Raw genomic sequence first — 24,780 nt, 5'->3', positions numbered from 1 at the left:
TAACGTTCCGAATGACGCACAATACGGTGCCTGCCGTCCAGCGAGACCGATACAGCTCCGGCTCTATCACACTCAGGGCGCAACGTTGAGTTAGGCACCACCTATTCAGGCATGTCGGGATCCCGGCATCGCATCGCATGACGGCAGGCTCCCTGAGCCTGCCGTTTTTCGTTTTACGCTAAGGCTTTCCTCTCGCAGCACACTCCGTTAGCATCGGGCTGACTAAAAACAGGAGAGCTTCCCGTGAAAAAATGGCGTCTGTTTCCCCGATCGCTGCGCCAGCTGGTGCTGATGGCCTTTCTGCTGGTGCTGCTGCCGCTGCTGGTGCTCGCCTGGCAGGCGTGGGAAAGCCTCTCCGCGCTGAGCAATCAGGCGGCCGATATCAATCGCAATACGCTGACCGATGTGCGCCGCAGCGAGGCGATGGCGCGCACCGCGCTTGAACTGGAACGAAGCTACCGCCAGTACTGCGTGCTGGACGATCCGATGCTGGCGAACCTTTATCAGACTCAACGAACCAAATATGCCCGCATGCTGGAAGAGCAGGCGGCGGCGGTGCCCGACGATCGGCTAACGCAGTCGTTGCAGCAGCTGCTGTCCGGACTGGCGAAAATAGCGTGCGACAACAGCAGTCCTGTTAAGACGGCTTCCGACAATCTGGAACGTTTTTCCGCCGTCAACGGCCGGCTGGTGCAGTCCACGCGTGATGCAGTATTTTCACGTGGGCTACAGCTGCAGCGCGAAATAGCCGAACGCGGCCAGTATTTCGGCTGGCAGGCGCTGATCCTGTTTCTGCTCAGTTTAGGGCTGGTGGTGCTGTTTACCCGCATGATCATCGGGCCGGTCAAGGCGGTCGAGCGCATGATCAACCGGCTGGGTGAAGGGCGTTCGGCCGGGCACAATCTCGCGCTGAAAGGCCCGCGCGAGCTGCGTTCTCTCGGCCAGCGGATCTTATGGCTTAGCGAGCGCCTGGCCTGGCTTGAATCGCAGCGACATGAATTCCTGCGCCATATCTCTCACGAGCTGAAAACGCCGCTGGCCAGCATGCGTGAAGGGACGGCGCTGCTGGCGGATGAAGTCGCCGGCCCGCTGACCACCGATCAGCGCGAGGTGGTCGCCATCCTCGACGAAAGCAGCCGCCATCTGCAACGGCTGATTGAACAGCTGCTGGACTATAACCGCAAGCTTTCAGAGGCGCAGGTGGTGCTGAAGCCGGTGGAGCTGCAACCGCTGATCGAGCGCATCGTCAGCAGCCACAACCTCACGGCACGCAAGCGCCTGATCCAGACCGATATTGCCCTGACCGCCACCGCCTGCCGGGCGGATGAAGCCCTGCTGACAAGGGCGATCGATAATCTCTATTCGAATGCGATACACTACGGCGATGAATCCGGTACCATCTGGATCCGCAGCTGGCCGCAGGGCCGCAAGGTCATCATCGAGGTCGCCAACAGCGGCACGCCGATACCGGATGCGGAGCGGGCGATGATTTTTGAGCCTTTCTTTCAGGGAAGCCAGCAGCGCAAAGGCGCGGTAAAAGGCAGCGGTCTGGGCCTGAGCATCGCCAAAGACTGCGTGCATCGCCTGCTGGGCGATCTACAGCTGACCGCCAGTAAAGAGGCCGACGTCTGCTTTCGCATCGAACTTAACTCCATTGGCGAGAACAAATAATGCGATTACCTTTCTTTTTTCCGGCTGCGGGATCGGTTATGCAGCTGGGCAAATACACGGCAGCCGCGCTGCTGGCTGGCCTGCTGGCCGCCTGCGCGAGCGACGCGCCCGGCGCTAAAATCGTGGGTCATAGCGCGCCCGTAGAACCGGAAGCAAAGATAGTGGACTACCGGCTGGTGGACTGCGCCCGGATCTGGGACGTGGAAGAGAGCAAAACCAGCAATCCGCTTTACTGGCTGCGGGCGACAGACTGCGCGGCGCGGCTTTCTGCCGCTGACGCGCGCGCTCAGGCACGCCAGCAGGGCGGCGACAGCTGGCAGGGCGCTTTCAAAGAGGCGGTGCTGATGGCCAACGGTAACGTCACGCCCGTCGAGCGGCGTCAGTATATGCTCCAGCTGGACGCCTTCAGCCGCGACTATCCCGCCGCCGTGCGCCCGCTGCTTCAGCTGTGGCGCGATAACCAAATGGCGCAGCTGCAGCTCTCCGAGGAGCGCACCCGCTACCATCATTTGCAGCAGACCAGCGATGCCCAGCTGGACGCGCTGCGCCAGCAGCAGGCGACGCTGAACAGCGAGCTTAAAGTCACCCGACGCAAGCTGGACACGCTAACGGATATTGAACGTCAGCTCTCCACGCGCCGTTCGCCCGACGGCAGCGACGGCCACAGCGAGAAAAACGACGCGGAAAAAGGAGCGCAGCGATGATAAAAAAATCGGCAAACCTGCTGCTGGTGGATGACGATCCCGGCCTGTTAAAGCTGTTAGGGATGCGCCTGGGCAGCGAAGGGTTTAGCGTATCCACCGCCGAAAGCGGGCCGGAGGCGCTGCGCACGCTGCAAAACGAGCGCATTGATTTGGTCATCAGCGACCTGCGCATGGATGAAATGAACGGTCTGGCGCTGTTTGCCGAGGTGCAGAAAAGCCATCCCGGCATGCCGGTGATTATTCTTACCGCTCACGGCTCGATCCCCGAAGCCGTTTCCGCCACGCAGCAGGGCGTATTCAGCTTTTTAACCAAGCCGGTGGATCGCGACGCGCTCTATAGCGCCATCGATCAGGCTCTGGCACATCGCGCGCCGGCCAGCGACGACGCCTGGCGGGAAAGCATTGTTACCCGCAGCCCGGTGATGCTGCGGCTGCTGGACCAGGCCAGGATGGTGGCGCAGTCCGACGTCAGCGTGCTGATCAACGGCCAGAGCGGAACCGGAAAAGAGATTCTGGCGCAGGCGATTCATGCCGCCAGCCCAAGAGCCGGCAAGGCTTTTATCGCGATTAACTGCGGCGCGCTGCCGGAGCAGCTGCTGGAGTCTGAGCTGTTCGGCCACGCAAAAGGTGCTTTTACCGGCGCGGTGAGCCAGCGCGAAGGGCTGTTTCAGGCCGCAGAAGGCGGCACGCTGTTTTTAGATGAAATCGGCGATATGCCGCAGGCGCTCCAGGTCAAGCTGCTGCGCGTGCTGCAGGAGCGCAAGGTGCGGCCGCTGGGCAGCAATCGCGATCTGGATATTAACGTACGTATTATTTCCGCCACGCATCGCGATCTGCCGAAGGCCATGGAGAAAAAAGAGTTCCGCGAGGATCTCTATTATCGTCTGAACGTGGTGACGCTGCGCCTGCCGGCGCTGCACGAGCGCGCGGAAGATATTCCGCTGCTGGCGAACCATTTGCTGAAGCAGTCCGCCGAAAGGCATAAGCCCTTTGTCCGCAGCTTTTCTACCGATGCGATGAAGCGCCTGATCGCCGCAAGCTGGCCGGGCAACGTGCGCCAGTTGGTTAACGTCATCGAGCAGTGCGTGGCGTTAAGCTCCGCGCCGGTAATAGGCGAAGCGCTGGTGGAGCAGGCGCTGGCGGGCGAAAACACGGCGCTGCCAACTTTTGTCGAGGCCAGAAACCAGTTCGAGCTGAACTACCTGCGCAAGCTGCTGCAAATGACCAAAGGCAACGTGACGCACGCGGCGCGCCTGGCCGGACGCAACCGCACGGAATTCTACAAGCTGCTGTCGCGCCATGAGCTGGATGCCTCTGATTTTAAAGAATAGTTTTTTTGTGCCGCATCGCGGTGCAGATATGATAGTTTATCTGCCCGGCAAAAGTGACAGACCGCGCGGCGGATCCTGTCTGCTGCACATATACTGAATACGCTTACCCTCCGGCTGGCGAGGGAACAACAAGGGTCTGCCATGAAAAAGATCGATGCAATTATCAAACCGTTCAAACTGGATGATGTGCGCGAGGCGCTGGCTGAAGTCGGCATCACCGGGATGACCGTGACCGAAGTGAAGGGGTTTGGCCGCCAGAAAGGGCACACCGAACTTTATCGCGGCGCGGAATATATGGTCGATTTTCTGCCGAAAGTTAAAATCGAGATCGTTATCGCCGACGATATTGTGGATACCTGCGTGGAAACGATTATGCGCACCGCCCAGACCGGGAAAATCGGCGATGGCAAAATTTTTGTCTTCGACGTGGCGCGCGTGGTGCGTATCCGTACCGGCGAAGAAGATGAAGAAGCGATCTGAGTCGCCTGCCTTCAGGTAAAAAAGGCCGGACTATCCGGCCTTTTGCGTATTACAGCACTTTATGCGGGCCGAATACCTCATAGTGCACGCGCTCAACGGCTACTCCCATGCTCACCAGCTGTTCAGCGATATGCTGCATAAAGCCGACCGGGCCACAAAGATAGAAGTGCATGGCCGGATCGCTGAGCTGCTCTGCGATCGGCAGCAGATCCATCAGGCCCGGCGTCTGATAGCGATCGCTATCGTCGGGTTGCGGATCCCGATACCAGATATGCTGTGAAAACTGCGCCAGCTGCTGGCCCGTCGCTACAACCTCACCAGCAAAAGCGTGGGTTTTGCCGTTATCCGCCGCGTGCAGCCAGCGTACCGGCGCAGGGTGGTGCTGTTCCGCCAGCACGTGCAGCATCGCCAGCATCGGCGTCTGACCGACGCCCGCTGAAATCAGCGTGACCGGCGTTTGCGGCGTGACATTCAGGAAGAAATCTCCGGCAGGCGCTGCCAGGCGCACCTCGTCGCCCACTTTGGCGTGATCGTGCAGCCAGCCGGAAACCGTTCCGCCCGCCTCATGCCGCACCGCAATCCGGTAATCTTTGCCGTTTGGCGAACGCGTCAGGGAATACTGGCGGATCTCCTGATTAGCAAAGCTTTTTTCCCGCAGCCAGACGCCCAGATACTGCCCGGCCTGATAATCGGCTACCGGCTGACCATCAACCGGGCTGAAGACAATACTTTTTATTACTTCGCTTTGTGGCGTAATCTCGCTGATGCGGAACGCGCGCGGCGTCCGCCAGCCGCCCACTTTTTGTTCCGACGCCTCATACAGCTCTTCTTCACGCTTAATAAACACGTCTGCCAGCACGCCATAGGCTTTTCCCCACGCATCCAACACTTCCTGGCCGGGGCTGAGCATCTCATCCAGCGTGGCCAGCAGGTGTTCGCCCACTACCTGGTAATGTTCAGGCTGCACGGCAAAGCTGGTGTGCTTCTGCGCGATTTTCTCAACCGCCGGCAGAATAGCGGGCAGGTTTTCAATATTGCCTGCATAGGCGCAGATAGCGTTGAACAGCGCTTCACGCTGGTTGCCGTTGCGCTGGTTGCTCATATTGAAGATGTCTTTCAGCTCCGGATGATGGCTGAACAGCCGATCGTAAAAGTGGGCGGTAAGGGCGGGGCCGGTAGCCAGCAAAGCCGGGATGGTCGCTTTGATGGTGCTGATAGTGCGGGCGTCTAACATGGCGAACTCCTGAGGATTTTTATAAGTTGCATTTTAAATGCATCTTATAGCGAAACGCGTCACGCTGTAAATAACCTTTAACCAGACAAGGGCATTTATTACCACAAAAAAGGGTCGATGTTGAAAAACCTGCACGTAGATGATGATGAAACAGACGAGCCGCCACGCCAGAGAAAAAGAGAACTAACCCTTGCCAGCGCTGGAGCCAATCGTTTGCGTAAAAACCCTGCTTTCCGGCTATCCCTGAGCAGGCAAAACGGTTTACACTGTTGGCCTTCGCCCAAAAGGGCCGTTCAATGCCGAATAGATTGTTAGCTGAGTCAGGAGAAGCGGATGTTAAAGCGTGATATGAATATTGCCGATTATGATGCCGAGTTGTGGCAGGCAATGGAGCAGGAGAAAGTGCGTCAGGAAGAGCATATTGAACTGATTGCTTCGGAAAACTACACCAGTCCGCGCGTCATGCAGGCGCAGGGATCTCAGCTGACCAACAAATATGCGGAAGGCTATCCGGGCAAGCGTTACTACGGCGGCTGTGAGTATGTTGATATTGTAGAGCAGCTGGCGATCGATCGCGCTAAAGAGCTGTTCGGCGCCGATTTCGCCAACGTGCAGCCGCACTCCGGTTCTCAGGCTAACTTTGCCGTTTATACCGCGCTGCTGCAGCCGGGCGATACCATTCTGGGCATGAACCTGGCGCACGGCGGCCATCTGACCCACGGCTCCCCGGTTAACCTTTCCGGCAAGCTGTACAACGTGGTGCCTTACGGCATCGACGAGACCGGCAAAATCGATTATGACGATCTGGCCGCGCAGGCGCAGAAGCATAAGCCGAAAATGATCATCGGCGGTTTCTCTGCCTACTCCGGCATCTGCGACTGGGCGAAAATGCGTGAAATCGCTGACAGCATCGGCGCTTACCTGTTTGTCGACATGGCGCACGTCGCCGGTCTGATTGCCGCAGGCGTTTACCCGAACCCGGTTCCGCACGCGCATATCGTAACCACCACCACCCATAAAACCCTGGCGGGCCCGCGCGGCGGCCTGATCCTGGCGAAGGGCGGCGATGAAGATTTCTATAAAAAGCTGAACTCCGCCGTCTTCCCTGGTGGCCAGGGCGGCCCGCTGATGCACGTGATTGCCGGTAAAGCGGTAGCGCTAAAAGAAGCGATGGAGCCGGAGTTCAAGGTCTATCAGCAGCAGGTTGCCAAAAACGCTAAAGCGATGGTGGAAGTCCTGCTGGAGCGCGGTTACGACATCGTTTCCGGCGGCACCTATAACCACCTGTTCCTGATCGATCTGGTGAGCAAAGGCCTGACCGGTAAAGAAGCTGATGCGGCGCTGGGCCGTGCCAACATCACCGTTAACAAAAACAGCGTGCCGAACGATCCGAAAAGCCCGTTTGTGACTTCCGGCATTCGTATTGGCTCGCCAGCGGTGACTCGTCGCGGCTTTAAGGAAGCGGAAGTGCGCCAGCTGGCCGGCTGGATCAGCGACATTCTTGACAATATCAACGATGAAACGACCATCGAACGCGTGAAAAAGCAGGTGCTGGAACTGTGCGCCCGCTTCCCGGTGTACGCGTAAAAGCCATAAGCCTGCGGGATGCTGTATCCCGCTTCAGAACGCCGGAGAATTTTCCGGCGCGATAACGAAACGGGACGCTACGTCCCGTTTTTTTCGTCTGTACATTGCCGGAGGAAAAATGGCAATCCGTTCTGCGTGGTGGCTGGGGCTGGGCTACTTCACCTACTTCTTTACCTACGGCGTCTGGCTGCCGTTCTGGGCCGTCTGGCTGAAAGGCATCGGACTTGATGCGGAAAAAATCGGCCTTTTATTAGGCGTCGGCATGGTTTCCCGCTTTACCGGCAGCCTGCTTATCGCTTCCCGCGTGACGACGCCTTCGCGCCTGATTAGCGTGCTGCGTCTGCTGGCGGGGCTGTCGCTGCTGTTTGCCCTGGGCTTTTGGTTTAGCGCGTTCTGGGTCTGGCTACTGCTGGTCATGATTGGCTTCAACCTGTTTTTCTCTCCGCTGGTGCCGCTGAGCGACGCGCTGGCCGCCACCTGGCAACGGCAGATTGCAATGGCTTACGGCCCGGTCAGGCTGTGGGGATCGCTGGCGTTTGTTATCAGCTCGGCGCTGACCGGCGTGCTGGTTAACGCTTTCTCTTACCAGGCGATCCTGTGGCTGCTCTGTGCAGGAACGGCGGCGATGCTCGGTGGGATGCTGCTTCGCCCGGCGACCCCGCCGCAGGGGAGCGACAAGGTTGTCGCACGTGCGGGCTGGCAGGACTGGCAGCGGCTGCTGAAATCATCCTGGCGCTTTCTGCTCTGCGTCACCCTGATGCAGGGCGCGCACGCGGCCTATTATGGCTTTAGCGCTATCTGGTGGCAGGATGCAGGCTATTCGGCGAGCGTGGTGGGCTACCTCTGGTCCTTGGGCGTGGTGGCAGAAATTATCGTGTTTGCCTCCAGCAACCGGCTTTTTGGGCGCTGGACCGCACGGGACCTGCTGCTGCTCTCCGGCGTATGTGCGCTGATCCGCTGGAGCCTGATGGCCTCAACCACGGCGCTGCCGCTGCTGATCGTAGCGCAGATCCTGCACTGCGGCAGCTTTACCATTTGTCACCTGGCGGCGATGCGCTTTATCGCCGCCAGGGAAGGCGCCGAGGTTATTCGTCTGCAGTCCGTATATTCGGCGCTGGCGATGGGCGGCGGCATTGCGGTAATGACGATAGTCTGCGGGGCGCTGTTCCAGCATCTGCACGGCGATATATTTTGGGTGATGGCGCTGCTGGTGGTGCCGGCGCTGTTTCTGCGGCCGGAAAAGAGCGCTCGCATTGCCGCGAAAACCTAATCGCACTGCGGCTTTGCTAAAATACTCCCCCTTTGCGCCTGCGCATTGGGGGAAGTACCTCAGCACTTATGCTTGACGATAATGTAGCCGTTAAACCTTACGGCACAATCCTTATCATTCACAAAAGGCGACACAGTTAACCGCACGGGCGGCGGCCTCTCAACAGGCAAAAAGTAAAAATCAGGCAACAAGGTATTCAGAGCCATTGGGCATTGATTTTATGCAAAACAGGTGCTTTGCCCGCAAGTTCTAACCTGCTTTTCGCAGGCCCGGGTCAGGACTCCAGCAGCAGCCTGATACGATCCTGCTGATGCGGCTGTAGCGGCAGTTCCGCATGGATTAACGGCGGAGAGTAGAGCGGCAGCGGCGTGGCATAGGGCGTAATCACCAGCGCAATACCCTTTGGGGCGCTGCTGCGCTGATATTCCGCCACGTCCAGATATTTGATGTTCAGCGGCAGCAGCGTCAGTTCGCGGAGCTGCTGTTCGAGCTCTTTTTCCAGCGCGGCATCTTTTCCGGTTAGCAGCAGTACCTGTTTTTCCTGCAGCACGTTTTCCTGCATCAGCCACGCGCCGAAAATAATAGCAATAAGCCCCATCTCTTCTTCAGAAAAACGCAGCGAGTAGCGCTGTTCAAAGCTGACTATTGCCGCCTGGGTGGTACGCAACAGCCGTGGATAAAGCTGCAGAACCTCTTCCGCCAGGCTGTTATCAATGCCGATACCAAACAGGGATCGCTCCAGCGCCTGCGCCATGTGCGTATAGAGCTGTTCGCACAGGCCCTGCACGTTGCCGATACGGTGACCGGAAAGCATCTGAAATTGCTCAATCAGCCGATAAATATCGGCAAGCAGCTGCTGCTCATAGTCATGACGGATCCCGGCGAGGGTGGGCGTATGAAGCTGGCTGAACAGCAGGGCAAGCAAGCAGGCAATATTCGCCTCCGGCGCGGCCTTACAGCGTTTTTGCCAGTGCTGCACAATCTCCTGCGCTACCTGATATTCCCGACGCTTTGCCAGCCAGGCCTGCTGGGCCTCATTAAATGACAGGGGCGCCTGGCGACCCAGCGAATGCTGCATAAACAGCACCAGAAACTGACAGTCGCGCGGCGTAAAGTCTCGTGACAAACCCTGCGCGCAGTGGTGAACCAGCGCATTCAGGTTATGGTCATCATAAAGGGCTTTTTCTATCCGCAGCGTTTGCAGCTGCTGCTTCAGCGCCGGAGAAAAATGCTGCCGAACAAAATCAGGGCTTAGCCGCAGCGCGCGTTTAAGCCAGTGCAGCAGGCACAGCCGCCGATCCAGTTCCGCACCGTCAATCCGATAGCCGTCAGTAGCGTGCTGTAGCAGCGACAGCCGGTGATAGCGCTGGATTTCTGCCGTGACCTCCGCTATATCTTGCCGGGCCACGGAAGGATCCACGCCGTTGAGCTGGCACAATAGCTCCAGCGTGACGCTGCCTGGCAGATAAAGCAGTAATAGCAGATGGCAGCGTCGCTGCGGACTGGAGAAAGCAGCTGGCCCGATTAGAGGTTGAGTCATGATCTGCTGTCCCGATAAAAGTCACCCCGCTAAGAATAGCGTGACCCGGTCGGACTAAACCGACAGCCAGCAGATTTTTTTGTAGCTTTTAAGGCAGGTCACAGATTTTTTCACCGGTTGGATAAGGAGCAGGTATTGTTACGTTATAACATTTTTATCAGACTGCTGTGCATAGCGCTGCTGATGGTAATGCCGCAAGCATGGAGCCATCCCCATAGCTTTATCGCTATGCAGGTCACGCTGGTGCAGCAGGACGATCGGCTGACCGGCCTGAAAATGCACTGGGTGATGGATGAGATCACCTCCGCCGATTTATTGTACGACGCGGGCAAAGCCAAACCGGATTCGGTGGTCTGGAAAAAACTGGCGGCGGAAGTGATGGCCAACGTGATGGCGCAGCATTATTTCGCCGAGTTTTGGCATAAAGGCAAGCCGGTGAAATTTGGCAACTTACCGCCGGAATACCGGCTGTCGCGAGAGGGAAACAAAGCCGTGCTGGAGTTTATTCTGCCGCTGGACGAACCGCAGCCGCTGGCCGGACAGCGCTACACCTTTTCCATTTTCGATCCGACTTACTTTGTCGATATGACTTTTGCATCCGAACAATCGCTGCATCTTCCGCCAGAGCTGGCGCAGCGCTGCCGATTGACGCTTAAAACGCCCAATCCCAACGCTTCGCTCCAGACCTATGCGCTGTCGCTGGATAAAGCCGATGCGCCGCCTGCCGATATGGATCTTGGCCGTCAGTTTGCCCAAACGGTGACCTTATTATGTCAGTGATGTCCGTAGCGCAGCGATCCCGCAGCCGCTGGCTTCAGGCGTGGCCGCTTTACCTGCTGCTGCTGATATTTATCGCAGCGGGCGCGGCGGCCTGGCTGTACTGGCCGCAATTATTGCTGCAAAGCGTGGTCTGGCAGCGCAATTTGCATGTGGAGATGACGGCGCTGCTGCAGCAGGTGGCAAGCCGGCCGCATCAGGTCGGCCTGACGCTGATGGGGTTCAGCCTGATTTATGGCATCCTGCACGCGCTTGGGCCGGGCCACGGCAAAGTAGTGATTGCAACGTTTCTGGCTACGCATCCCACGAAGATGAACACCAGCATCCGGCTGACCCTGGCCGCAGCCCTCCTACAGGGCGGCGTGGCGATTGCGCTGGTGACGATAATGCTGGTGGCGCTACAGCTCTCTTCCCGCCAGCTGCATGTGGGCAGCTACTGGCTGGAAAAGGGCAGTTATCTGCTGGTAGTCGGGCTGGGGCTGTGGTTGTGCTGGCGAGCGGGCGGCAGAATTGTGCGCCTGCTGAAAAAGCCCCGCCTTGCCGTTAGCCGCCTGATGCCTGTAGAACAGGGCCATCGGCACGGCGCACACTGCGGCTGCGGGCATCAGCACGTGCCGGATAGCGGAATGCTGGATAAGGCGGTCAGCGGTAAAACCAAAGCGCTGGTGGTGCTGTCAATGGGGCTGCGGCCGTGCTCCGGCGCGATTATGATGCTGCTGTTTTCTAAAGTGATCGGCGTTTACGCATGGGGCGTGCTTTCCGCACTGGCGATGGCGGTGGGAACGGCCGTTACGGTAACGGCTATGGCCGTGCTGGTGCAGGTTTCGCGCGCGCTGGCGCTGAAGCTGAGTCGACGAGAAAACGCGCAGAGCGATCGCGCTTTTATCTGGGCAACGCTGTCGCTGGCAGGCGGCCTGCTGCTGCTGGCAACCGGCGTAATGCTGTGGCTGAGCGCGCAGCCTGCGTTATCCGGCGGGATCCGGCCGCTTTTTTAAACGCGCGGCAATAAAAAAGGGCTGAACAGACGTTCAGCCCTTTCTTGAGAGTGATCTAGCGCTTCAGCGCTTCGCTCAGCTCGTCGCGCATGGTCGCCAGCATCGCTTTTACCACGCGTGGGTTACCGGCGACGATGTTGCCGGAGTGCATATAGCCATGCGCGCCAACGAAGTCGGTCACCAGGCCGCCTGCTTCACGTACCAGCAGCTCGCCCGCGGCGAAATCCCACGGCTTCAGGCCGATTTCAAAGTAGCCGTCCACGCGGCCGGCGGCAACGTAAGCCAGATCCAGCGCGGCAGAACCGGTGCGACGGAAATCCGCGCACTGGGTAAAGAGTTTACCCACGATATTGATATACGGCGTGGCGTGCTGCTTCAGCTTGAACGGGAAACCGGTCGCCAGGATGGTGCCATCCAGATCGCGAGCGGTGGAGCCGCGCAGGCGATAGCCGTTCAGCTGGGTGCCCTGGCCGCGTACGGCGCTGAACAGTTCGTTACGCATTGGATCGTAAACCACGGCCACTTCGGTGCGGCCTTTGATACGTACGGCGATAGAAATACAGAAATGCGGCAGGCGCTTAATGAAGTTAGTAGTGCCATCCAGTGGATCGATAACCCATTGCACATCCTTGTCTTCTCCGGGCAGCTCACCGCTTTCTTCACAAATAATGGTGTGCTTTGGATAAGACTTGCGGATCACCTCAATAATCAGGCGCTCGGCGTCGCGGTCAACATTGGTAACGAAGTCGTTGCTGCCTTTCTGGCTGGCTTCAACGGCGTCTGGCGTTTCATAATTCTTGGCAATTAAATTACCGGCCTTGCGCGCAGCGCGCACGGCGATGTTGAGCATCGGATGCATCGGTCTCTCTCACTGGATGTTAAAGAACGGAAAACGGCGCGGATTATAGCAGGGGGCTCGGTAAAAGTCCTGAAAATATGTTAACATTGGCAAATTATCTCACAGACCTGAACTCCTATGCTGCATAACATCCGAATCGTGCTGGTGGAAACTTCTCACACCGGCAATATGGGATCCGTCGCTCGCGCGATGAAAACCATGGGCCTGACCAACCTTTATCTGGTCAATCCGCTGGTCAAACCTGACTCGCAGGCTATCGCACTGGCCGCTGGCGCCAGCGACGTGATTGGCGAAGCGCACATTGTTGACACGCTTGATGAAGCGCTGGCCGGCTGCAGTCTGGTGGTTGGCACCAGCGCCCGTTCGCGTTCGCTACCGTGGCCGATGCTCGATCCGCGCGAGTGCGGCATCAAGAGCGTGCAGGAAGGGCAGCAGGCGCCGGTTGCGCTGGTGTTTGGCCGCGAGCGCGTGGGCCTGACCAACGAAGAGCTGCAAAAGTGCCACTATCACGTAGCCATTGCCGCTAACCCGGAGTATAGCTCGCTCAACCTGGCGATGGCGGTACAGATCATCGCTTATGAAGTGCGCATGGCGTTTTTGCAATCGCAGGAAACCACGCAGCCCGACTACGAAGAGTCGCCTTATCCGCTGGTCGACGACCTTGAGCGCTTTTACCAGCATATGGAACAGATGATGGTGAGAAGCGGCTTTATACGTGAAGGCAATCCCGGCCAGGTGATGAGCAAGATGCGCCGCCTTTATACGCGGGCGCGTCCGGAGCGCGACGAGCTGAATATTCTGCGCGGCATGCTCTCTTCGCTGGAAAAGCCAAAGAGCGAGAAGTAGTCGAGGCGCGCAAAAAAGCAGCGGTAATAGTTGAGTAAATTACCAGGTTAAATACTTGAGTGAATTACTCGGTTAAATAGTTGACCAAAACACTCAGGAATGGCAGACTTCGACCATCAAATGTTCACGAACAACCGAGGTCGTTTACGCCATGAGACTGACATCCAAAGGCCGTTATGCCGTTACCGCTATGCTTGATGTTGCGCTGCACTCGCACGAAGGGCCAGTACCTTTAGCTGATATTTCAGAGCGTCAGGGCATTTCGCTGTCCTACCTGGAGCAGCTTTTCTCTCGCCTGCGTAAAAACGGTCTGGTGGCCAGCGTACGTGGGCCAGGCGGCGGCTATCTGCTGGGCAAAGCGTCCGGCGAGATTGCGGTTGGCGCGGTGATCACCGCCGTGGATGAGTCTGTAGATGCGACCAAGTGTCAGGGCAAAGAAGGCTGTCAGGGCGGCGAACGCTGTCTGACCCACGTGCTGTGGCGCGACCTGAGCGAGCGCATCAGCGACTTCCTGAACAACATTACGCTGGCGGAACTGGTGAACAACCAGGAAATCCTGGATGTGGCCGATCGTCAGAACAACACTGAAAAAGCGCGCGTGCCGGCCGGCCGCCTGCATGAAACGATTAACGTCAATCTGCGAGCCTGATTAAAGCGGCGGCGAAAGCCGTCGTCCTCATACCACTCTGTGTCGGGGACGATGGTCACCGACGCGGCAGACCGCATTGAATGACATACTTAACTGTACGGAGTTCAACGCAATGAAAGTCCCGATTTACCTTGATTACGCCGCCACCACGCCCGCCGATCCCCGCGTAGCGCAAAAAATGGTGCAGTTTCTGACCCTTGACGGGACTTTTGGCAATCCGGCTTCCCGCTCCCATCGCTTTGGCTGGCAGGCGGAAGAAGCGGTCGACGTCGCCCGCAACCAGGTTGCCGAACTGATTGGTGCCGATCCCCGCGAAATCGTTTTTACCTCTGGCGCAACCGAATCCGATAATCTGGCCATCAAAGGCGCGGCCGAACTCCAGCAGGAGAAAGGCAAACACATCATCACCAGCCAGACCGAGCACAAAGCCGTGTTGGATACCTGTATCCAGCTGGAGCGCGAAGGGTTCGAGGTAACTTACCTGGCCCCGCAGGCCGACGGCATTATCACGCTGCAACAGCTGCAGGACGCGATGCGCGACGACACCATCCTGGTTTCCATTATGCACGTCAATAATGAAACCGGCGTGGTGCAGGATATTGCAGCTATCGGCGAACTGTGCCAGTCGCGCGGCGTTCTCTTCCACGTTGACGCCACGCAGAGCGTCGGCAAGCTGCCGGTGGATCTCAGCGAGCTGAAAGTCGACCTGATGTCTTTTTCCGCGCATAAGCTCTATGGCCCGAAAGGCATCGGCGGACTTTACGTGCGCAGAAAGCCCCGTATCCGTATCGCCGCGCAGATCCACGGCGGTGGTCACGAGCGCGGCATGCGTTCCGGCACGCTGCCCGTGCATCAAATCGTCGGCATGGGCGAGGCCTACCGTATCGCAAAGGAAGAGATGAGCAGCGAAAGCGCCCGGCTTAACCTGCTGCGCAGAACCCTGTGGGCGGGCCTGAGCGAAATTGACGAGGTGTATCTTAACGGTAGCCTGGAGCAGAGCGCGCCGAATATCCTTAACGTCAGCTTTGCGCACGTGGACGGCGAATCGCTGATTATGGCGCTGAAAGATCTGGCGCTCTCCTCCGGCTCCGCCTGCACCTCGGCCAGCCTTGAACCTTCCTATGTCCTGCGCGCGCTGGGCCTGAGCGAAGAGCTGGCGCACAGTTCGCTGCGCTTTTCGCTGGGGCGCTTTACCACGGGTGAGGAGATCGAATACGCTATCGAGCTGGTGCGTAAATCCATTACCCGCCTGCGTGACTTGTCTCCGCAATGGCGAGCGGCGTCTTCGCGCTAATCTTTTCCGTTCTACGGGCTGTTTAGCCCGTTATGCTTAATCTGTTAATCTTAAAACGAACAGGCAGCGTTATCGCTGCCGTCGGCCGTTGCAAGGTCGATATAACAAATTTTTAACAAGGAGCCAGGTTATGACAACCACGCCAATGATCATTACGCTGTCGACGACAGCGGCGGATGCGCGCTGGGGCGAAAAAGCGACCCTGACCAGCAACGACAGCGGCATGACCATCCACCTTAACGGCGGCGATGTGCTGACCACCATTCAGCGCGCGGCGCGCAAAATCGACGGGCAGGGCATTCGTCACGTCAGCCTGCAGGGCGACTGGGACCTGGAAAAAAGCTGGGCCTTCTGGCAGGGCTATCGCGGGCCGAAAGGCGAAAGAAAAGTTGAATGGGCCGCGCTGAGCGAGGCGGATCGGGCCGAGCTCGATCGTCGTCTGAAAATCATCGACTGGGTGCGCGACACCATCAACCTTCCGGCGGAAGAACTTAGCCCGGAGCAGCTGGCGCAGCGCGCGGTCGATCTGCTCTGCGGCGTGGCGGGCGAAAAGGCCAGCTACCGCATTACCAAAGGCGAGGATCTGCGTCTTCAGGGCTACAGCGGTCTGCATACGGTAGGACGCGGCTCAACACGCAGCCCGGCGCTGCTGGCGCTGGACTATAACCCGACGGGCGATGAGAAAGCGCCGGTCTTCGCCTGCCTGGTGGGCAAAGGCATCACCTTTGATACCGGCGGCTACAGCCTGAAACCCAGCGGCTCGATGGATTCAATGAAGTCGGATATGGGCGGTGCCGCCACGCTGACCGGCGCGCTGGCGCTGGCTATCGATCGCGGACTGGATAAGCGCGTGAAGCTGTATCTCTGCTGCGCCGACAACATGGTCAGCGGCAACGCTTTCCGTCTGGGCGATATTATTCGTTACCGCAACGGGAAAAGCGTAGAGGTGATGAACACCGATGCGGAAGGGCGCCTGGTGCTGGCGGACGGCCTGATCGACGCCAGCGAACAGAACCCGCAGCTGATGATCGATGCGGCGACGCTGACCGGCGCGGCCAAAACGGCGCTGGGCAACGATTATCACGCGCTGTTCAGCTTTGATGACGCGCTGGCGCAGTCGCTGCTGGAGAGCGCCGCCAGCGAGAACGAACCTTTCTGGCGACTGCCGCTGGCCGAGTTCCATCGCGGCTATCTGCCTTCTAACTTTGCCGATTTAAACAATATTGCCGCGCCTTCGCATACGGCAGGCGCCAGCACGGCCGCCGCGTTTCTGTCGCACTTTGTGAAGCACTATCAGCAGGGCTGGCTGCATATCGACTGCTCAGCGACCTACCGTAAAGGCGCGGTGGATCAGTGGTCTGCCGGCGCGACCGGACTGGGCGTACGTACCGTGGCGAATCTGCTGCTGAAATAGAACGTGTAGCCGGGCGCTGCGCCCGGCGCTTTGACTGGAAGCAAGCAATGAACGAAATCAACCAGCGCCTGGAAGAGGTGTTGAAACTGGCGGCGACCGAGCCTGCGCACCGCCCGGAGTTCTTTACGTTACTGATGGAAGCCAGCGTCTGGGTGCCTGGCGAAAGCGTGGAGCAGGCCGATGCGGAGCTGCAGCACTGGGAAAAAGAGGACGGCACCAGCATTATTCCCTTTTTCACCTCAGAGCAGGCGCTACAGCAGGCCGTCACCGAAGAACAGCCTTTTCTGGTGATGCCGGTACGCACGCTGTTTGCCATGACTCAGGGCGAAACGCTGTTTCTGAATCCCAAACTGCCCGTCGGCAAGGAGTTTTCGCCGGGGGAAATCAGCAGCCTGTTGGGGAAAGAGGGCAACGCCCTGAGCCAGCAAACGGTGCTGGAAGGCGGCGCTTCGCTGCTGCTGTCGGAAATTGCCGAACCGCCTGCGCAAACCATCGCCTCGCTGACGGAGCTGTTTGCTAAACATAAGCAGGTGCGGCGCGCATGGGTAGCGCATATTAAAGAAGCGGCGGACGCGAAGCCTAATTTGCTAATTGGCATTGAAGCCGACGGTGATATCGAAAATATCATTCAGGCGGCGGGCAGCGTGGCGACCGATACGCTGTTAGAGGATGAGCCGGTAGATATTTGCGAAGTAGTGGATAATGACAATATCAGCCACTTCTTTACCGCGCATCTCACGCCCTTTTATGAACGGCGGTGGGGCAGCTTCCTGCGCTCGCTTAAGCAGGACAGGATCCTGTAAACCGCCGGGCGACTTCTGCTTTGCTGATGGCGTTAAAACAGCGCGGCCAGTGTAAATAGCCGCGCTGAATATCGATCGCCATCGCCCGTCTTAATAAGGCTTTCTTTCCGGCCGCCAGGGCGGCTGTTTATCGGGTAGCGATCGGCAAATCGTCGCGGCTACCCCATTCGCCCCAGGAGCCGTCATAGAGCGTGACGTTTTCCACGCCCAGCGACGTCAGCGCCAGGATCAGCACGACCGCCGTCACGCCGGAGCCGCAGCTGGCCACCACCGGCTCGTCGAGCTTCACGCCCTGACGCTGGAAAATGGCCGTCAGCGCCTCCGGCGACTTCAGCTGACCGTTTTCCACCAGTTCGTTCCACGGCACGTTCAGGCTGCCGGGAATATGACCGCGATGCAGGCCCGGACGCGGCTCGTCTACTTCACCGTAAAACCTGTTGGCGGCTCTGGCGTCGACAATCTGCGCGCCGCCTTCATGGCTGATGACCATCACGTCGGTGATCCGCTTCACCACGGCCGGATCGAAACTGGCCTCAAACTCCGCTTCCGGCAGCGCGACGTCGCCGGTAGCCACCTCGTAACCGGCTTCGCGCCAGCCGCTCAGTCCGCCGGCCAGAATGGAAACCGAGGCTACGCCGAACTGACGCAGCATCCACCAGGCGCGCGGCGCAGAGAAGAGATTACCCTCATCGTAAACCACTAAATGTTTTTCGCTGCTGACGCCCAGCTCGCGCATCGCCACGGCAAAAGCTTCCGCTCGCGGCAGCATATGCGGATAAGGGCTGGCAGGGTCGGAAAGCGCTTCGATATTGAAAAAAGGCGCGTCCGGGAGATGGCCCGCACGGTACTCCGCCTGAATATCGCGAACCTTCTCCTGGCCCGGCGGCAGCATACGCGCGTCCAGTACCTGAATATCATCATCGGCATAGTGTTCCGCCAGCCAGTCGGCGGTCACAAACAAAGAGCAAGTCATAGCGGCCTCGCAACAGGAATAGTTGCCCTGAGTGTCGGTTATCCTGACGGGCATCTCAAGATCTTCTCGGGTTTTCTCCACGCCGGGCGGCGAGCTGAAGCATTTTTGCGCGATTGCGCACTAAGGTTGCCAGTCTGTAGGCGCTTAAGCGACTTTTTTAACGATTTGTTGAATATCCGATAGGAATGCGGGCTTATGCCCCCTATAATCGGCGCCATTTTCCCGGCCGGGGAGCCTTTTCACCGGCCAAACTCGACATCAAACAGGGGTCACTATGACTATCGAACGTACTTTTTCTATCGTAAAACCAAACGCGGTGGCAAAAAACGTAATTGGTGCCATTTTTAACCGTTTTGAAAGCGCTGGCTTCAAAATCGTTGGCACCAAAATGCTGCACCTGACCAAAGAGCAGGCTGAAGGCTTCTACGCAGAACACCAGGGTCGTCCTTTCTTCGACGGCCTGGTTGAATTCATGACCTCTGGCCCGGTAGTGGTTTCCGTGCTGGAAGGCGAAAACGCCGTACAGCGTCACCGCGATCTGATGGGCGCAACTAACCCGGACAACGCGCTGGCTGGTACGCTGCGTGCCGACTACGCGGACAGCTTCACCGAGAACGCGACCCACGGTTCTGACTCTGCCGAGTCTGCCGCTCGCGAAATCGCCTTCTTCTTTGGCGAAGGCGAAGTGTGCCCACGCACTCGTTAATTATTGATTATTGATGGCAGGGGAATGCGGCGCGTTTACAATTTATTTTCATAACGCCCTTTAATCCGCAGACGCTCTGCCTGTACAATAATGCGCCCCTGCTCAGCGGGGGCGTTTCATTTATACTTCTTATTAACCTCCCCAGCGCCATAACGTGTAACAACGAGGCCAGAGAATATTATGTCTGAACAAATTGTCACCCCGTCATCTGCTATCACCACGCCAAAAAAAGAAAAAATCAACCTGCTCGATCTGAACCGTCAGCAAATGCGCGAATTTTTTGTTGGCCTGGGCGAAAAGCCGTTCCGTGCCGATCAGGTAATGAAGTGGATTTATCACTACTGCTGTGATGATTTCGATGAGATGACCGACATCAACAAGGTTTTCCGCGGCAAGCTGAAAGAGCTGGCCGAAATCCGCGCGCCGGAAGTGGCGGAAGAGCAGCGCTCGGCGGACGGCACCATCAAATGGGCGATCACGGTCGGTGGCCAGCAGGTGGAAACCGTTTATATTCCGGAGAAAGATCGCGCTACGCTGTGCGTCTCCTCGCAGGTCGGCTGCGCGCTGGAGTGTAAATTCTGCTCGACCGCGCAGCAGGGCTTCAACCGCAACCTGCGCGTATCCGAAATCATCGGCCAGGTCTGGCGCGCGGCTAAAATTATCGGCGCGTCGAAAGTGACCGGCCAGCGTCCTATCACCAACGTGGTGATGATGGGCATGGGCGAGCCGCTGCTCAACCTGAATAATGTTGTCCCGGCGATGGAAATCATGCTGGACGATTTCGGCTTCGGGCTGTCAAAACGCCGCGTGACGCTGTCCACCTCCGGGGTTGTTCCCGCGCTGGACAAGCTGGGCGATATGATCGACGTAGCGCTGGCGATTTCGCTACATGCGCCAAACGACGCTATCCGCGACGAAATCGTGCCGATCAACAAAAAATATAATATCGAAACCTTCCTGGCTTCCGTCGCGCGCTACATCTCCAAGTCCAACGCCAATCAGGGCCGCGTGACTATCGAGTATGTCATGCTGGATCACGTCAACGACAGCACCGATAACGCGCATGAGCTGGCCGCGCTGCTGAAAGAGACGCCGTGCAAGATTAACCTTATTCCGTGGAACCCCTTCCCGGGCGCGCCGTATGGCCGGAGTTCGAACAGTCGCATCGATCGCTTCTCTAAAGTGTTGATGGATTATGGTTTTACCACTATTGTGCGTAAGACCCGCGGCGATGATATTGATGCCGCCTGCGGCCAGCTTGCTGGTGAAGTCATCGACCGCACGCGCCGCACGATGCGTAAAAAAATGGCCGGCGAAGCGATTTCTGTGAAAGCGCTCTGAAAGCCAGGCTCGCGGCTTGTCCGCTGAGTAAAAGGGCGTAACATCGCTTCCGCTAAGGAGGCGATGATGAATAAGGGATTATCATTTTGGCTGGTCGCGCTGCTGCTTGCGGGCTGTAGCCTGACGACACCGCGCAGCGAGCTGGCCGGGACGCGACTACAATTAGGCCTGGCCTGGCTGGCGCAGGATCAGCTGGCCCCGGCGGAACGCAATTTACGACAGGCGCTGCAGCTGGCGCCTGACGACTATCGCTGCAGGCTTGCCATGGCCCGCTATTTTCAGCGCGTGGGCGACAACGCCTCGGCGCAGGAGCATTACCGAAAAGCCGTGGCGCTGGCAGGACAAAACCGTGACGTAATCAATAATTACGGTGCGTTTCTCTGTCTTTTAGGGCAGTATGATGCGGCCCAGCAGCAGTTCAGTAAGGCGATCCGAATACCGGGTCGCGCCGACGCCCTGGAGAATGCCGGCTATTGCTATCTGCGGGCAGGTGAAGCGCAGAAGGCCAAAGCGGCGTTGCTGGAAGCGACGCAAAACGATGCGGAAAAGGGCGCTGCGCTGCTGGCGGAAGCCGAAAGGCGATTTGGAAAGAACGAGCGCGATTCATCGCGGCTCCTGTTAGATGTTTATCAACACAACTTTGCCGCTTCGGCGCAGAGCTTGTGGTTAGAGATTCGCTTCGCCGCGCGGGCAGGGCATCCGGAGAGCATCCGGCTTGCCGGGGAACAGCTGGCGCGAAATTTTCCACAATCGATACAGTACCTGCATTTTTTAGCTAATGAATACTGAAGCCACTCAAGATAAATCAGCAGTAAATTCAACAGGCGAGCGCCTGCGCGTAGCCCGTGAGCAAATGGGCCTGTCTCAGCAGAACGTTGCGGAGCGCCTTTGCCTGAAACTTTCCACCGTCCGCGATATTGAAGAGGACAAGGCGCCTGCGGATCTGGCGTCTACCTTCCTGCGTGGCTATATCCGTTCTTACGCCCGGCTGGTGCACGTGCCGGAAGAAGAGCTGCTGCCGATGATGGCGAAACAGGCACCCGTACGGGCTGCTAAAGTCGAGCCGATGCAGAGTTTTTCCCTGGGCAAACGCCGCAAAAAACGCGACGGCTGGCTGATGATTTTTACCTGGCTGGTGCTGTTTGTGGTGGTAGGCCTGACCGGTGCATGGTGGTGGCAGAACCACAAGGCGGCGCAGGACGATCTGGTTTCAATGGCCGATCAGAATGTCAGCGCAGGCGGCGATAACAGCCAGTCCATTCCGCTGAACAACAGCGGCGCGGACGGCATGTCGCCAGCTGAAGAGGCGCCGACGGCGCCGGCCCAGAGCGCGCCTGCGGATACTGCGGCCGCGCCTGACGCTGCTGCCACTTCTTCCGCGGCCAATACTTCAGCTGCCGCGACCGGTTCAGCTGCTTCTGCAGCCAATACTTCAGCCGCTGCTACTGGCTCAGCCGCGCCGGTTGCGGTTTCGCCTTCGCAGGTGCCGGCCGACAACGGCCAGATGCCGACGGCTTCTGCAGGCGTTAGCGCGCCAGCCGCCGAGGCCAATGCGCTGGTTATGAACTTCAGCAAAGAGTGCTGGCTGGAAGTTTCCGATGCGACAGGCAAGAAACTGTTCAGCGGGATCCAACGTAGTGGTGGTAAACTCAGCCTTTCCGGCACGGCGCCATATCGTCTTAAGATTGGCGCGCCGGGCGCCGTTCAGATCCAGTATCAGGGCCAGCCGGTCGATCTGAGTCGTTTTATCCGTAGCAACCAGGTTGCCCGCCTGACAGTCGGTGCGCAATAACGCATCTTCTGGTCGCGAGTAATTTCGGAGAAAGAATATGCATAACGAAGCACCCATTATCCGTCGCAAATCAAAGCGCATTTACGTCGGCCAGGTGCCAGTGGGCGACGGCGCGCCTATCGCCGTCCAGTCCATGACCAATACGCGAACCACCGATGTGGCCGCAACGGTTAACCAAATCAAAGCGCTTGAGCGCGTCGGCGTTGATATCGTTCGCGTCTCTGTTCCCACCATGGATGCCGCCGAAGCGTTCCGCCTTATCAAGCAGCAGGTTAACGTCCCGCTGGTTGCCGATATCCATTTTGACTACCGTATCGCGCTGAAAGTGGCTGAATACGGCGTTGACTGCCTGCGCATCAACCCCGGCAATATCGGCAACGAAGAGCGTATTCGGCAGGTCGTTGACTGCGCGCGTTACAATAATATCCCAATCCGTATCGGCGTTAACGCCGGATCGCTGGAAAAGGATCTGCAGGAAAAGTATGGCGAGCCGACGCCGCAGGCGCTGCTGGAATCCGCTATGCGCCATGTCGATCACCTCGATCGTCTTAACTTCGATCAGTTCAAGGTCAGCGTAAAAGCGTCGGACGTGTTCCTGGCGGTGGAGTCGTATCGCCTGCTGGCTAAGCAGATCGAGCAGCCGCTGCACCTGGGCATTACCGAGGCAGGCGGCGCGCGCGCCGGCGCGGTGAAATCCGCGATTGGCCTGGGCCTGCTGCTGTCGGAAGGCATTGGCGATACGCTGCGTATTTCGCTGGCGGCCGATCCAATCGAAGAGGTGAAAGTCGGTTTTGATATTCTGAAATCGCTGCGCATTCGTTCCAGAGGCATTAACTTTATCGCCTGTCCAACCTGCTCCCGTCAGGAGTTTGATGTGATCGGCACCGTTAACGCACTGGAGCAGCGGCTGGAAGATATCATTACGCCCATGGACGTTTCTATTATCGGCTGCGTGGTCAACGGGCCGGGCGAGGCGCTGGTTTCCACGCTGGGCGTCACCGGCAGCAACAAGAAAAGCGGGTTTTACGAGGACGGCGTGCGCCTGCGCGAGCGTCTGGATAACCACGATATGATTGACCAGCTGGAAGCGCGTATTCGTGCCAAAGCCGCGATGATGGACGAATCCCGTCGTATCGATGTGCAGCAGGTTGAAAAATAAATAATGGCGGGGCGGGCCGCAGCTTGCGCGTCCGCCCCCGAAAGGAAAGAAGAGAAAACAGTGGCGAAGAATATTCAGGCAATCCGCGGCATGAACGACTATCTGCCTGTGGATACCGCGGTGTGGCAGCGTATTGAACAAACCCTTAAGCAGGTGCTGGCCAGCTATGGCTACAGCGAAATCCGCACGCCGATTGTAGAGCAGACCCCGTTATTCAAACGCGCTATCGGTGAAGTCACCGACGTGGTTGAAAAAGAGATGTACACCTTCGACGATCGCAACGGCGAAAGCCTGACGCTGCGTCCTGAAGGCACGGCAAGCTGCGTGCGCGCCGGCATCGAGCACGGTCTGCTCTACAATCAGGAACAGCGCCTGTGGTATATCGGGCCGATGTTCCGCTACGAGCGTCCGCAGAAGGGCCGCTATCGTCAGTTCCATCAAATCGGTGCGGAAGTGTTTGGTCTTCAGGGGCCGGATATCGACGCCGAGCTGATTATGATGACCGCGCGCTGGTGGAAGTCGCTGGGCATTGCCGATCACGTCCGTCTGGAGCTGAACTCTATCGGTTCGCTGGAGGCGCGCGCCAGCTACCGCGATGCGCTGGTGGCTTTCCTGGAACAGCATAAAGAAGTGCTGGACGAGGATTGTAAACGCCGCATGTACAGCAATCCGCTGCGCGTGCTGGACAGCAAAAACCCGGACGTCCAGCAGCTGCTGAACGACGCGCCGGTGCTGGGCGACTATCTGGACGCTGACTCCCGCGAACACTTTGACGGTCTTTGCCAGCTGCTGGATGCCGCCGGTATCGCCTACACGGTGAACCAGCGTCTGGTGCGCGGCCTGGACTACTATAACCGTACCGTCTTTGAATGGGTGACCAGCAGCCTGGGCGCGCAGGGCACGGTGTGCGCTGGCGGCCGCTACGATGGGCTGGTCGAACAGCTGGGCGGTCGCGCTACGCCGGCCGTCGGTTTTGCGATGGGGCTGGAACGTCTGGTGCTGCTGGTGCAGGCGGTGAATCCGGAATTTGAACCGACGCGCATTGTCGATGTCTATGTTATCGCTTCAGGGGCTGGCGTACAGTCTGCGGCGATGCAGCTGGCGGAAAAACTGCGCGATGCGGATCCGTCTCTGAAGCTGATGACCAATTTTGGCGGCGGCAACTTCAAGAAGCAGTTTGCCCGCGCGGACAAGTGGGGCGCACGCGTCGCGCTGGTGCTGGGCGAGGAAGAAGTGGCCAACAATCAGGTTGTCATCAAAGATTTGCGCAACGGCGAGCAGCAGAAGCTGGAGCAGCATGAGGCGGCAGCGACGCTGGCAGCAATGCTGAAGCAGACGGCCGCGATTTAAGGAGA

General features: G+C 58.3%; 23 protein-coding genes. 19 read left to right on the top strand and 4 right to left on the bottom strand.

Annotated elements, in window-relative coordinates; genetic code table 11:
- Nucleotides 1-243 precede the first annotated feature (243 nt).
- The 4 genes from ACA373_RS09490 to glnB all read left to right on the top strand — a co-directional run bounded on the left by ACA373_RS09490 (nucleotide 244) and on the right by glnB (nucleotide 4,186).
- Nucleotides 244-1,671 carry a HAMP domain-containing sensor histidine kinase gene (locus ACA373_RS09490; protein ID WP_301252049.1) on the top strand — a complete coding sequence of 476 codons (1,428 nt, stop codon included), beginning with the start codon at nucleotides 244-246 and terminating at the stop codon, nucleotides 1,669-1,671.
- 38 nt (nucleotides 1,672-1,709) lie between these two features.
- The gene (qseG, locus tag ACA373_RS09485; protein WP_253459268.1) at nucleotides 1,710-2,375 is read left to right on the top strand and encodes a two-component system QseEF-associated lipoprotein QseG; all 666 of its coding nucleotides are present in this window, start codon (nucleotides 1,710-1,712) and stop codon (nucleotides 2,373-2,375) included.
- Nucleotides 2,372-3,706: a two-component system response regulator GlrR gene (gene glrR / locus ACA373_RS09480; RefSeq protein WP_253459270.1), complete on the top strand. Its 1,335-nt coding sequence runs from the start codon at nucleotides 2,372-2,374 to the stop codon at nucleotides 3,704-3,706. Before qseG ends, glrR begins: the two co-directional genes overlap by 4 nt.
- 141 nt (nucleotides 3,707-3,847) lie before the next feature.
- On the top strand, nucleotides 3,848-4,186 hold the full coding sequence (gene glnB / locus ACA373_RS09475; RefSeq protein ID WP_125289509.1) for a nitrogen regulatory protein P-II: 339 nt from the start codon (nucleotides 3,848-3,850) through the stop codon (nucleotides 4,184-4,186).
- Nucleotides 4,187-4,235: 49 nt separating this feature from the next.
- On the opposite strand, the gene hmpA is transcribed toward glnB, so the two are convergent.
- On the bottom strand, nucleotides 4,236-5,420 hold the full coding sequence (hmpA, locus tag ACA373_RS09470) for an NO-inducible flavohemoprotein (protein WP_370734378.1): 1,185 nt from the start codon (nucleotides 5,418-5,420) through the stop codon (nucleotides 4,236-4,238).
- A gap of 333 nt (nucleotides 5,421-5,753) precedes the next feature.
- On the opposite strand from hmpA, the gene glyA reads away from it, so the two are divergent.
- A complete protein-coding gene (gene glyA, locus ACA373_RS09465; RefSeq protein ID WP_301730817.1) occupies nucleotides 5,754-7,007 on the top strand; it encodes a serine hydroxymethyltransferase in 1,254 nt (417 codons plus the stop codon).
- Nucleotides 7,008-7,125: 118 nt separating this feature from the next.
- Nucleotides 7,126-8,277 (top strand): 3-phenylpropionate MFS transporter, encoded by a 1,152-nt coding sequence (locus ACA373_RS09460; protein WP_253459279.1) that lies wholly within the window; start codon nucleotides 7,126-7,128, stop codon nucleotides 8,275-8,277.
- Between the two features lie 274 nt (nucleotides 8,278-8,551).
- On the opposite strand, the gene csiE is transcribed toward ACA373_RS09460, so the two are convergent.
- Nucleotides 8,552-9,817, bottom strand: coding sequence for a stationary phase inducible protein CsiE (gene csiE, locus ACA373_RS09455; RefSeq protein WP_370734377.1), 1,266 nt, complete (start codon nucleotides 9,815-9,817; stop codon nucleotides 8,552-8,554).
- A 183-nt stretch (nucleotides 9,818-10,000) separates the two neighbouring features.
- Between csiE and ACA373_RS09450 the strand changes: the two genes are divergently transcribed.
- Both ACA373_RS09450 and ACA373_RS09445 read left to right on the top strand, forming a co-directional pair.
- Complete coding sequence (locus ACA373_RS09450) at nucleotides 10,001-10,597, top strand: DUF1007 family protein (protein ID WP_370734468.1); 597 nt, start codon at nucleotides 10,001-10,003, stop codon at nucleotides 10,595-10,597.
- A complete protein-coding gene (locus ACA373_RS09445; RefSeq protein WP_370734376.1) occupies nucleotides 10,588-11,589 on the top strand; it encodes a nickel/cobalt transporter in 1,002 nt (333 codons plus the stop codon). The genes ACA373_RS09450 and ACA373_RS09445 overlap by 10 nt, the downstream gene beginning before the upstream one ends.
- 55 nt (nucleotides 11,590-11,644) lie before the next feature.
- Here ACA373_RS09445 and suhB read toward each other — a convergent pair whose 3' ends face one another.
- Nucleotides 11,645-12,448, bottom strand: coding sequence for an inositol-1-monophosphatase (suhB, locus tag ACA373_RS09440; protein WP_253459288.1), 804 nt, complete (start codon nucleotides 12,446-12,448; stop codon nucleotides 11,645-11,647).
- A 117-nt stretch (nucleotides 12,449-12,565) separates the two neighbouring features.
- Here suhB and trmJ point away from each other — a divergent pair, with 117 nt between their 5' ends.
- The 5 genes from trmJ to sseB all read left to right on the top strand — a co-directional run bounded on the left by trmJ (nucleotide 12,566) and on the right by sseB (nucleotide 17,454).
- Nucleotides 12,566-13,294: a tRNA (cytosine(32)/uridine(32)-2'-O)-methyltransferase TrmJ gene (trmJ, locus tag ACA373_RS09435; RefSeq protein WP_253459291.1), complete on the top strand. Its 729-nt coding sequence runs from the start codon at nucleotides 12,566-12,568 to the stop codon at nucleotides 13,292-13,294.
- A 151-nt stretch (nucleotides 13,295-13,445) separates the two neighbouring features.
- Complete coding sequence (gene iscR / locus ACA373_RS09430) at nucleotides 13,446-13,943, top strand: Fe-S cluster assembly transcriptional regulator IscR (RefSeq protein ID WP_253459294.1); 498 nt, start codon at nucleotides 13,446-13,448, stop codon at nucleotides 13,941-13,943.
- A gap of 112 nt (nucleotides 13,944-14,055) precedes the next feature.
- Entirely contained in the window at nucleotides 14,056-15,237 is a 1,182-nt protein-coding gene (locus ACA373_RS09425) for an IscS subfamily cysteine desulfurase (protein ID WP_253459297.1), read from the top strand.
- A gap of 130 nt (nucleotides 15,238-15,367) precedes the next feature.
- Entirely contained in the window at nucleotides 15,368-16,651 is a 1,284-nt protein-coding gene (pepB, locus tag ACA373_RS09420; protein WP_253459300.1) for an aminopeptidase PepB, read from the top strand.
- Nucleotides 16,652-16,698: 47 nt separating this feature from the next.
- Nucleotides 16,699-17,454: an enhanced serine sensitivity protein SseB gene (gene sseB, locus ACA373_RS09415; protein WP_301730813.1), complete on the top strand. Its 756-nt coding sequence runs from the start codon at nucleotides 16,699-16,701 to the stop codon at nucleotides 17,452-17,454.
- Between the two features lie 127 nt (nucleotides 17,455-17,581).
- On the opposite strand, the gene sseA is transcribed toward sseB, so the two are convergent.
- On the bottom strand, nucleotides 17,582-18,427 hold the full coding sequence (gene sseA, locus ACA373_RS09410; RefSeq protein WP_253459307.1) for a 3-mercaptopyruvate sulfurtransferase: 846 nt from the start codon (nucleotides 18,425-18,427) through the stop codon (nucleotides 17,582-17,584).
- 274 nt (nucleotides 18,428-18,701) lie between these two features.
- Here sseA and ndk point away from each other — a divergent pair, with 274 nt between their 5' ends.
- The 6 genes from ndk to hisS all read left to right on the top strand — a co-directional run bounded on the left by ndk (nucleotide 18,702) and on the right by hisS (nucleotide 24,775).
- Nucleotides 18,702-19,133, top strand: a complete 432-nt coding sequence (gene ndk / locus ACA373_RS09405; RefSeq protein ID WP_125289523.1) for a nucleoside-diphosphate kinase — start codon at nucleotides 18,702-18,704, stop codon at nucleotides 19,131-19,133.
- 180 nt (nucleotides 19,134-19,313) lie between these two features.
- Nucleotides 19,314-20,474, top strand: coding sequence for a bifunctional tRNA (adenosine(37)-C2)-methyltransferase TrmG/ribosomal RNA large subunit methyltransferase RlmN (locus tag ACA373_RS09400; RefSeq protein ID WP_253459309.1), 1,161 nt, complete (start codon nucleotides 19,314-19,316; stop codon nucleotides 20,472-20,474).
- A 66-nt stretch (nucleotides 20,475-20,540) separates the two neighbouring features.
- Entirely contained in the window at nucleotides 20,541-21,263 is a 723-nt protein-coding gene (pilW, locus tag ACA373_RS09395) for a type IV pilus biogenesis/stability protein PilW (RefSeq protein WP_301730812.1), read from the top strand.
- Nucleotides 21,253-22,266 carry a cytoskeleton protein RodZ gene (rodZ, locus tag ACA373_RS09390; protein ID WP_301730810.1) on the top strand — a complete coding sequence of 338 codons (1,014 nt, stop codon included), beginning with the start codon at nucleotides 21,253-21,255 and terminating at the stop codon, nucleotides 22,264-22,266. The genes pilW and rodZ overlap by 11 nt, the downstream gene beginning before the upstream one ends.
- A 37-nt stretch (nucleotides 22,267-22,303) precedes the next feature.
- On the top strand, nucleotides 22,304-23,425 hold the full coding sequence (gene ispG, locus ACA373_RS09385) for a flavodoxin-dependent (E)-4-hydroxy-3-methylbut-2-enyl-diphosphate synthase (RefSeq protein ID WP_125289527.1): 1,122 nt from the start codon (nucleotides 22,304-22,306) through the stop codon (nucleotides 23,423-23,425).
- 60 nt (nucleotides 23,426-23,485) lie between these two features.
- Nucleotides 23,486-24,775 carry a histidine--tRNA ligase gene (gene hisS, locus ACA373_RS09380; protein ID WP_253459318.1) on the top strand — a complete coding sequence of 430 codons (1,290 nt, stop codon included), beginning with the start codon at nucleotides 23,486-23,488 and terminating at the stop codon, nucleotides 24,773-24,775.
- Nucleotides 24,776-24,780 lie beyond the last annotated feature (5 nt).

Source organism: Erwinia sp. STN24 (assembly GCF_041320675.1).
Classification (GTDB): domain Bacteria; phylum Pseudomonadota; class Gammaproteobacteria; order Enterobacterales; family Enterobacteriaceae; genus Erwinia; species Erwinia aeris.
This window is presented reverse-complemented; position numbering and strand designations above follow the sequence as displayed.

Excerpts from the sequence above, each read along its gene's own strand:
- qseG (WP_253459268.1), top strand. The coding sequence starts at position 1,710 with ATGCAGCTGGGCAAATACACGGCAGCCGCGCTGCTGGCTGGCCTGCTG.
- glrR (WP_253459270.1), top strand. The coding sequence starts at position 2,372 with ATGATAAAAAAATCGGCAAACCTGCTGCTGGTGGATGACGATCCCGGC.
- glnB (WP_125289509.1), top strand. The coding sequence starts at position 3,848 with ATGAAAAAGATCGATGCAATTATCAAACCGTTCAAACTGGATGATGTG.
- hmpA (WP_370734378.1), bottom strand. The coding sequence starts at position 5,420 with ATGTTAGACGCCCGCACTATCAGCACCATCAAAGCGACCATCCCGGCT.
- glyA (WP_301730817.1), top strand. The coding sequence starts at position 5,754 with ATGTTAAAGCGTGATATGAATATTGCCGATTATGATGCCGAGTTGTGG.
- ACA373_RS09460 (WP_253459279.1), top strand. The coding sequence starts at position 7,126 with ATGGCAATCCGTTCTGCGTGGTGGCTGGGGCTGGGCTACTTCACCTAC.
- csiE (WP_370734377.1), bottom strand. The coding sequence starts at position 9,817 with ATGACTCAACCTCTAATCGGGCCAGCTGCTTTCTCCAGTCCGCAGCGA.
- ACA373_RS09450 (WP_370734468.1), top strand. The coding sequence starts at position 10,001 with ATGGTAATGCCGCAAGCATGGAGCCATCCCCATAGCTTTATCGCTATG.
- ACA373_RS09445 (WP_370734376.1), top strand. The coding sequence starts at position 10,588 with ATGTCAGTGATGTCCGTAGCGCAGCGATCCCGCAGCCGCTGGCTTCAG.
- suhB (WP_253459288.1), bottom strand. The coding sequence starts at position 12,448 with ATGCATCCGATGCTCAACATCGCCGTGCGCGCTGCGCGCAAGGCCGGT.
- trmJ (WP_253459291.1), top strand. The coding sequence starts at position 12,566 with ATGCTGCATAACATCCGAATCGTGCTGGTGGAAACTTCTCACACCGGC.
- iscR (WP_253459294.1), top strand. The coding sequence starts at position 13,446 with ATGAGACTGACATCCAAAGGCCGTTATGCCGTTACCGCTATGCTTGAT.
- ACA373_RS09425 (WP_253459297.1), top strand. The coding sequence starts at position 14,056 with ATGAAAGTCCCGATTTACCTTGATTACGCCGCCACCACGCCCGCCGAT.
- pepB (WP_253459300.1), top strand. The coding sequence starts at position 15,368 with ATGACAACCACGCCAATGATCATTACGCTGTCGACGACAGCGGCGGAT.
- sseB (WP_301730813.1), top strand. The coding sequence starts at position 16,699 with ATGAACGAAATCAACCAGCGCCTGGAAGAGGTGTTGAAACTGGCGGCG.
- sseA (WP_253459307.1), bottom strand. The coding sequence starts at position 18,427 with ATGACTTGCTCTTTGTTTGTGACCGCCGACTGGCTGGCGGAACACTAT.
- ndk (WP_125289523.1), top strand. The coding sequence starts at position 18,702 with ATGACTATCGAACGTACTTTTTCTATCGTAAAACCAAACGCGGTGGCA.
- ACA373_RS09400 (WP_253459309.1), top strand. The coding sequence starts at position 19,314 with ATGTCTGAACAAATTGTCACCCCGTCATCTGCTATCACCACGCCAAAA.
- pilW (WP_301730812.1), top strand. The coding sequence starts at position 20,541 with ATGAATAAGGGATTATCATTTTGGCTGGTCGCGCTGCTGCTTGCGGGC.
- rodZ (WP_301730810.1), top strand. The coding sequence starts at position 21,253 with ATGAATACTGAAGCCACTCAAGATAAATCAGCAGTAAATTCAACAGGC.
- ispG (WP_125289527.1), top strand. The coding sequence starts at position 22,304 with ATGCATAACGAAGCACCCATTATCCGTCGCAAATCAAAGCGCATTTAC.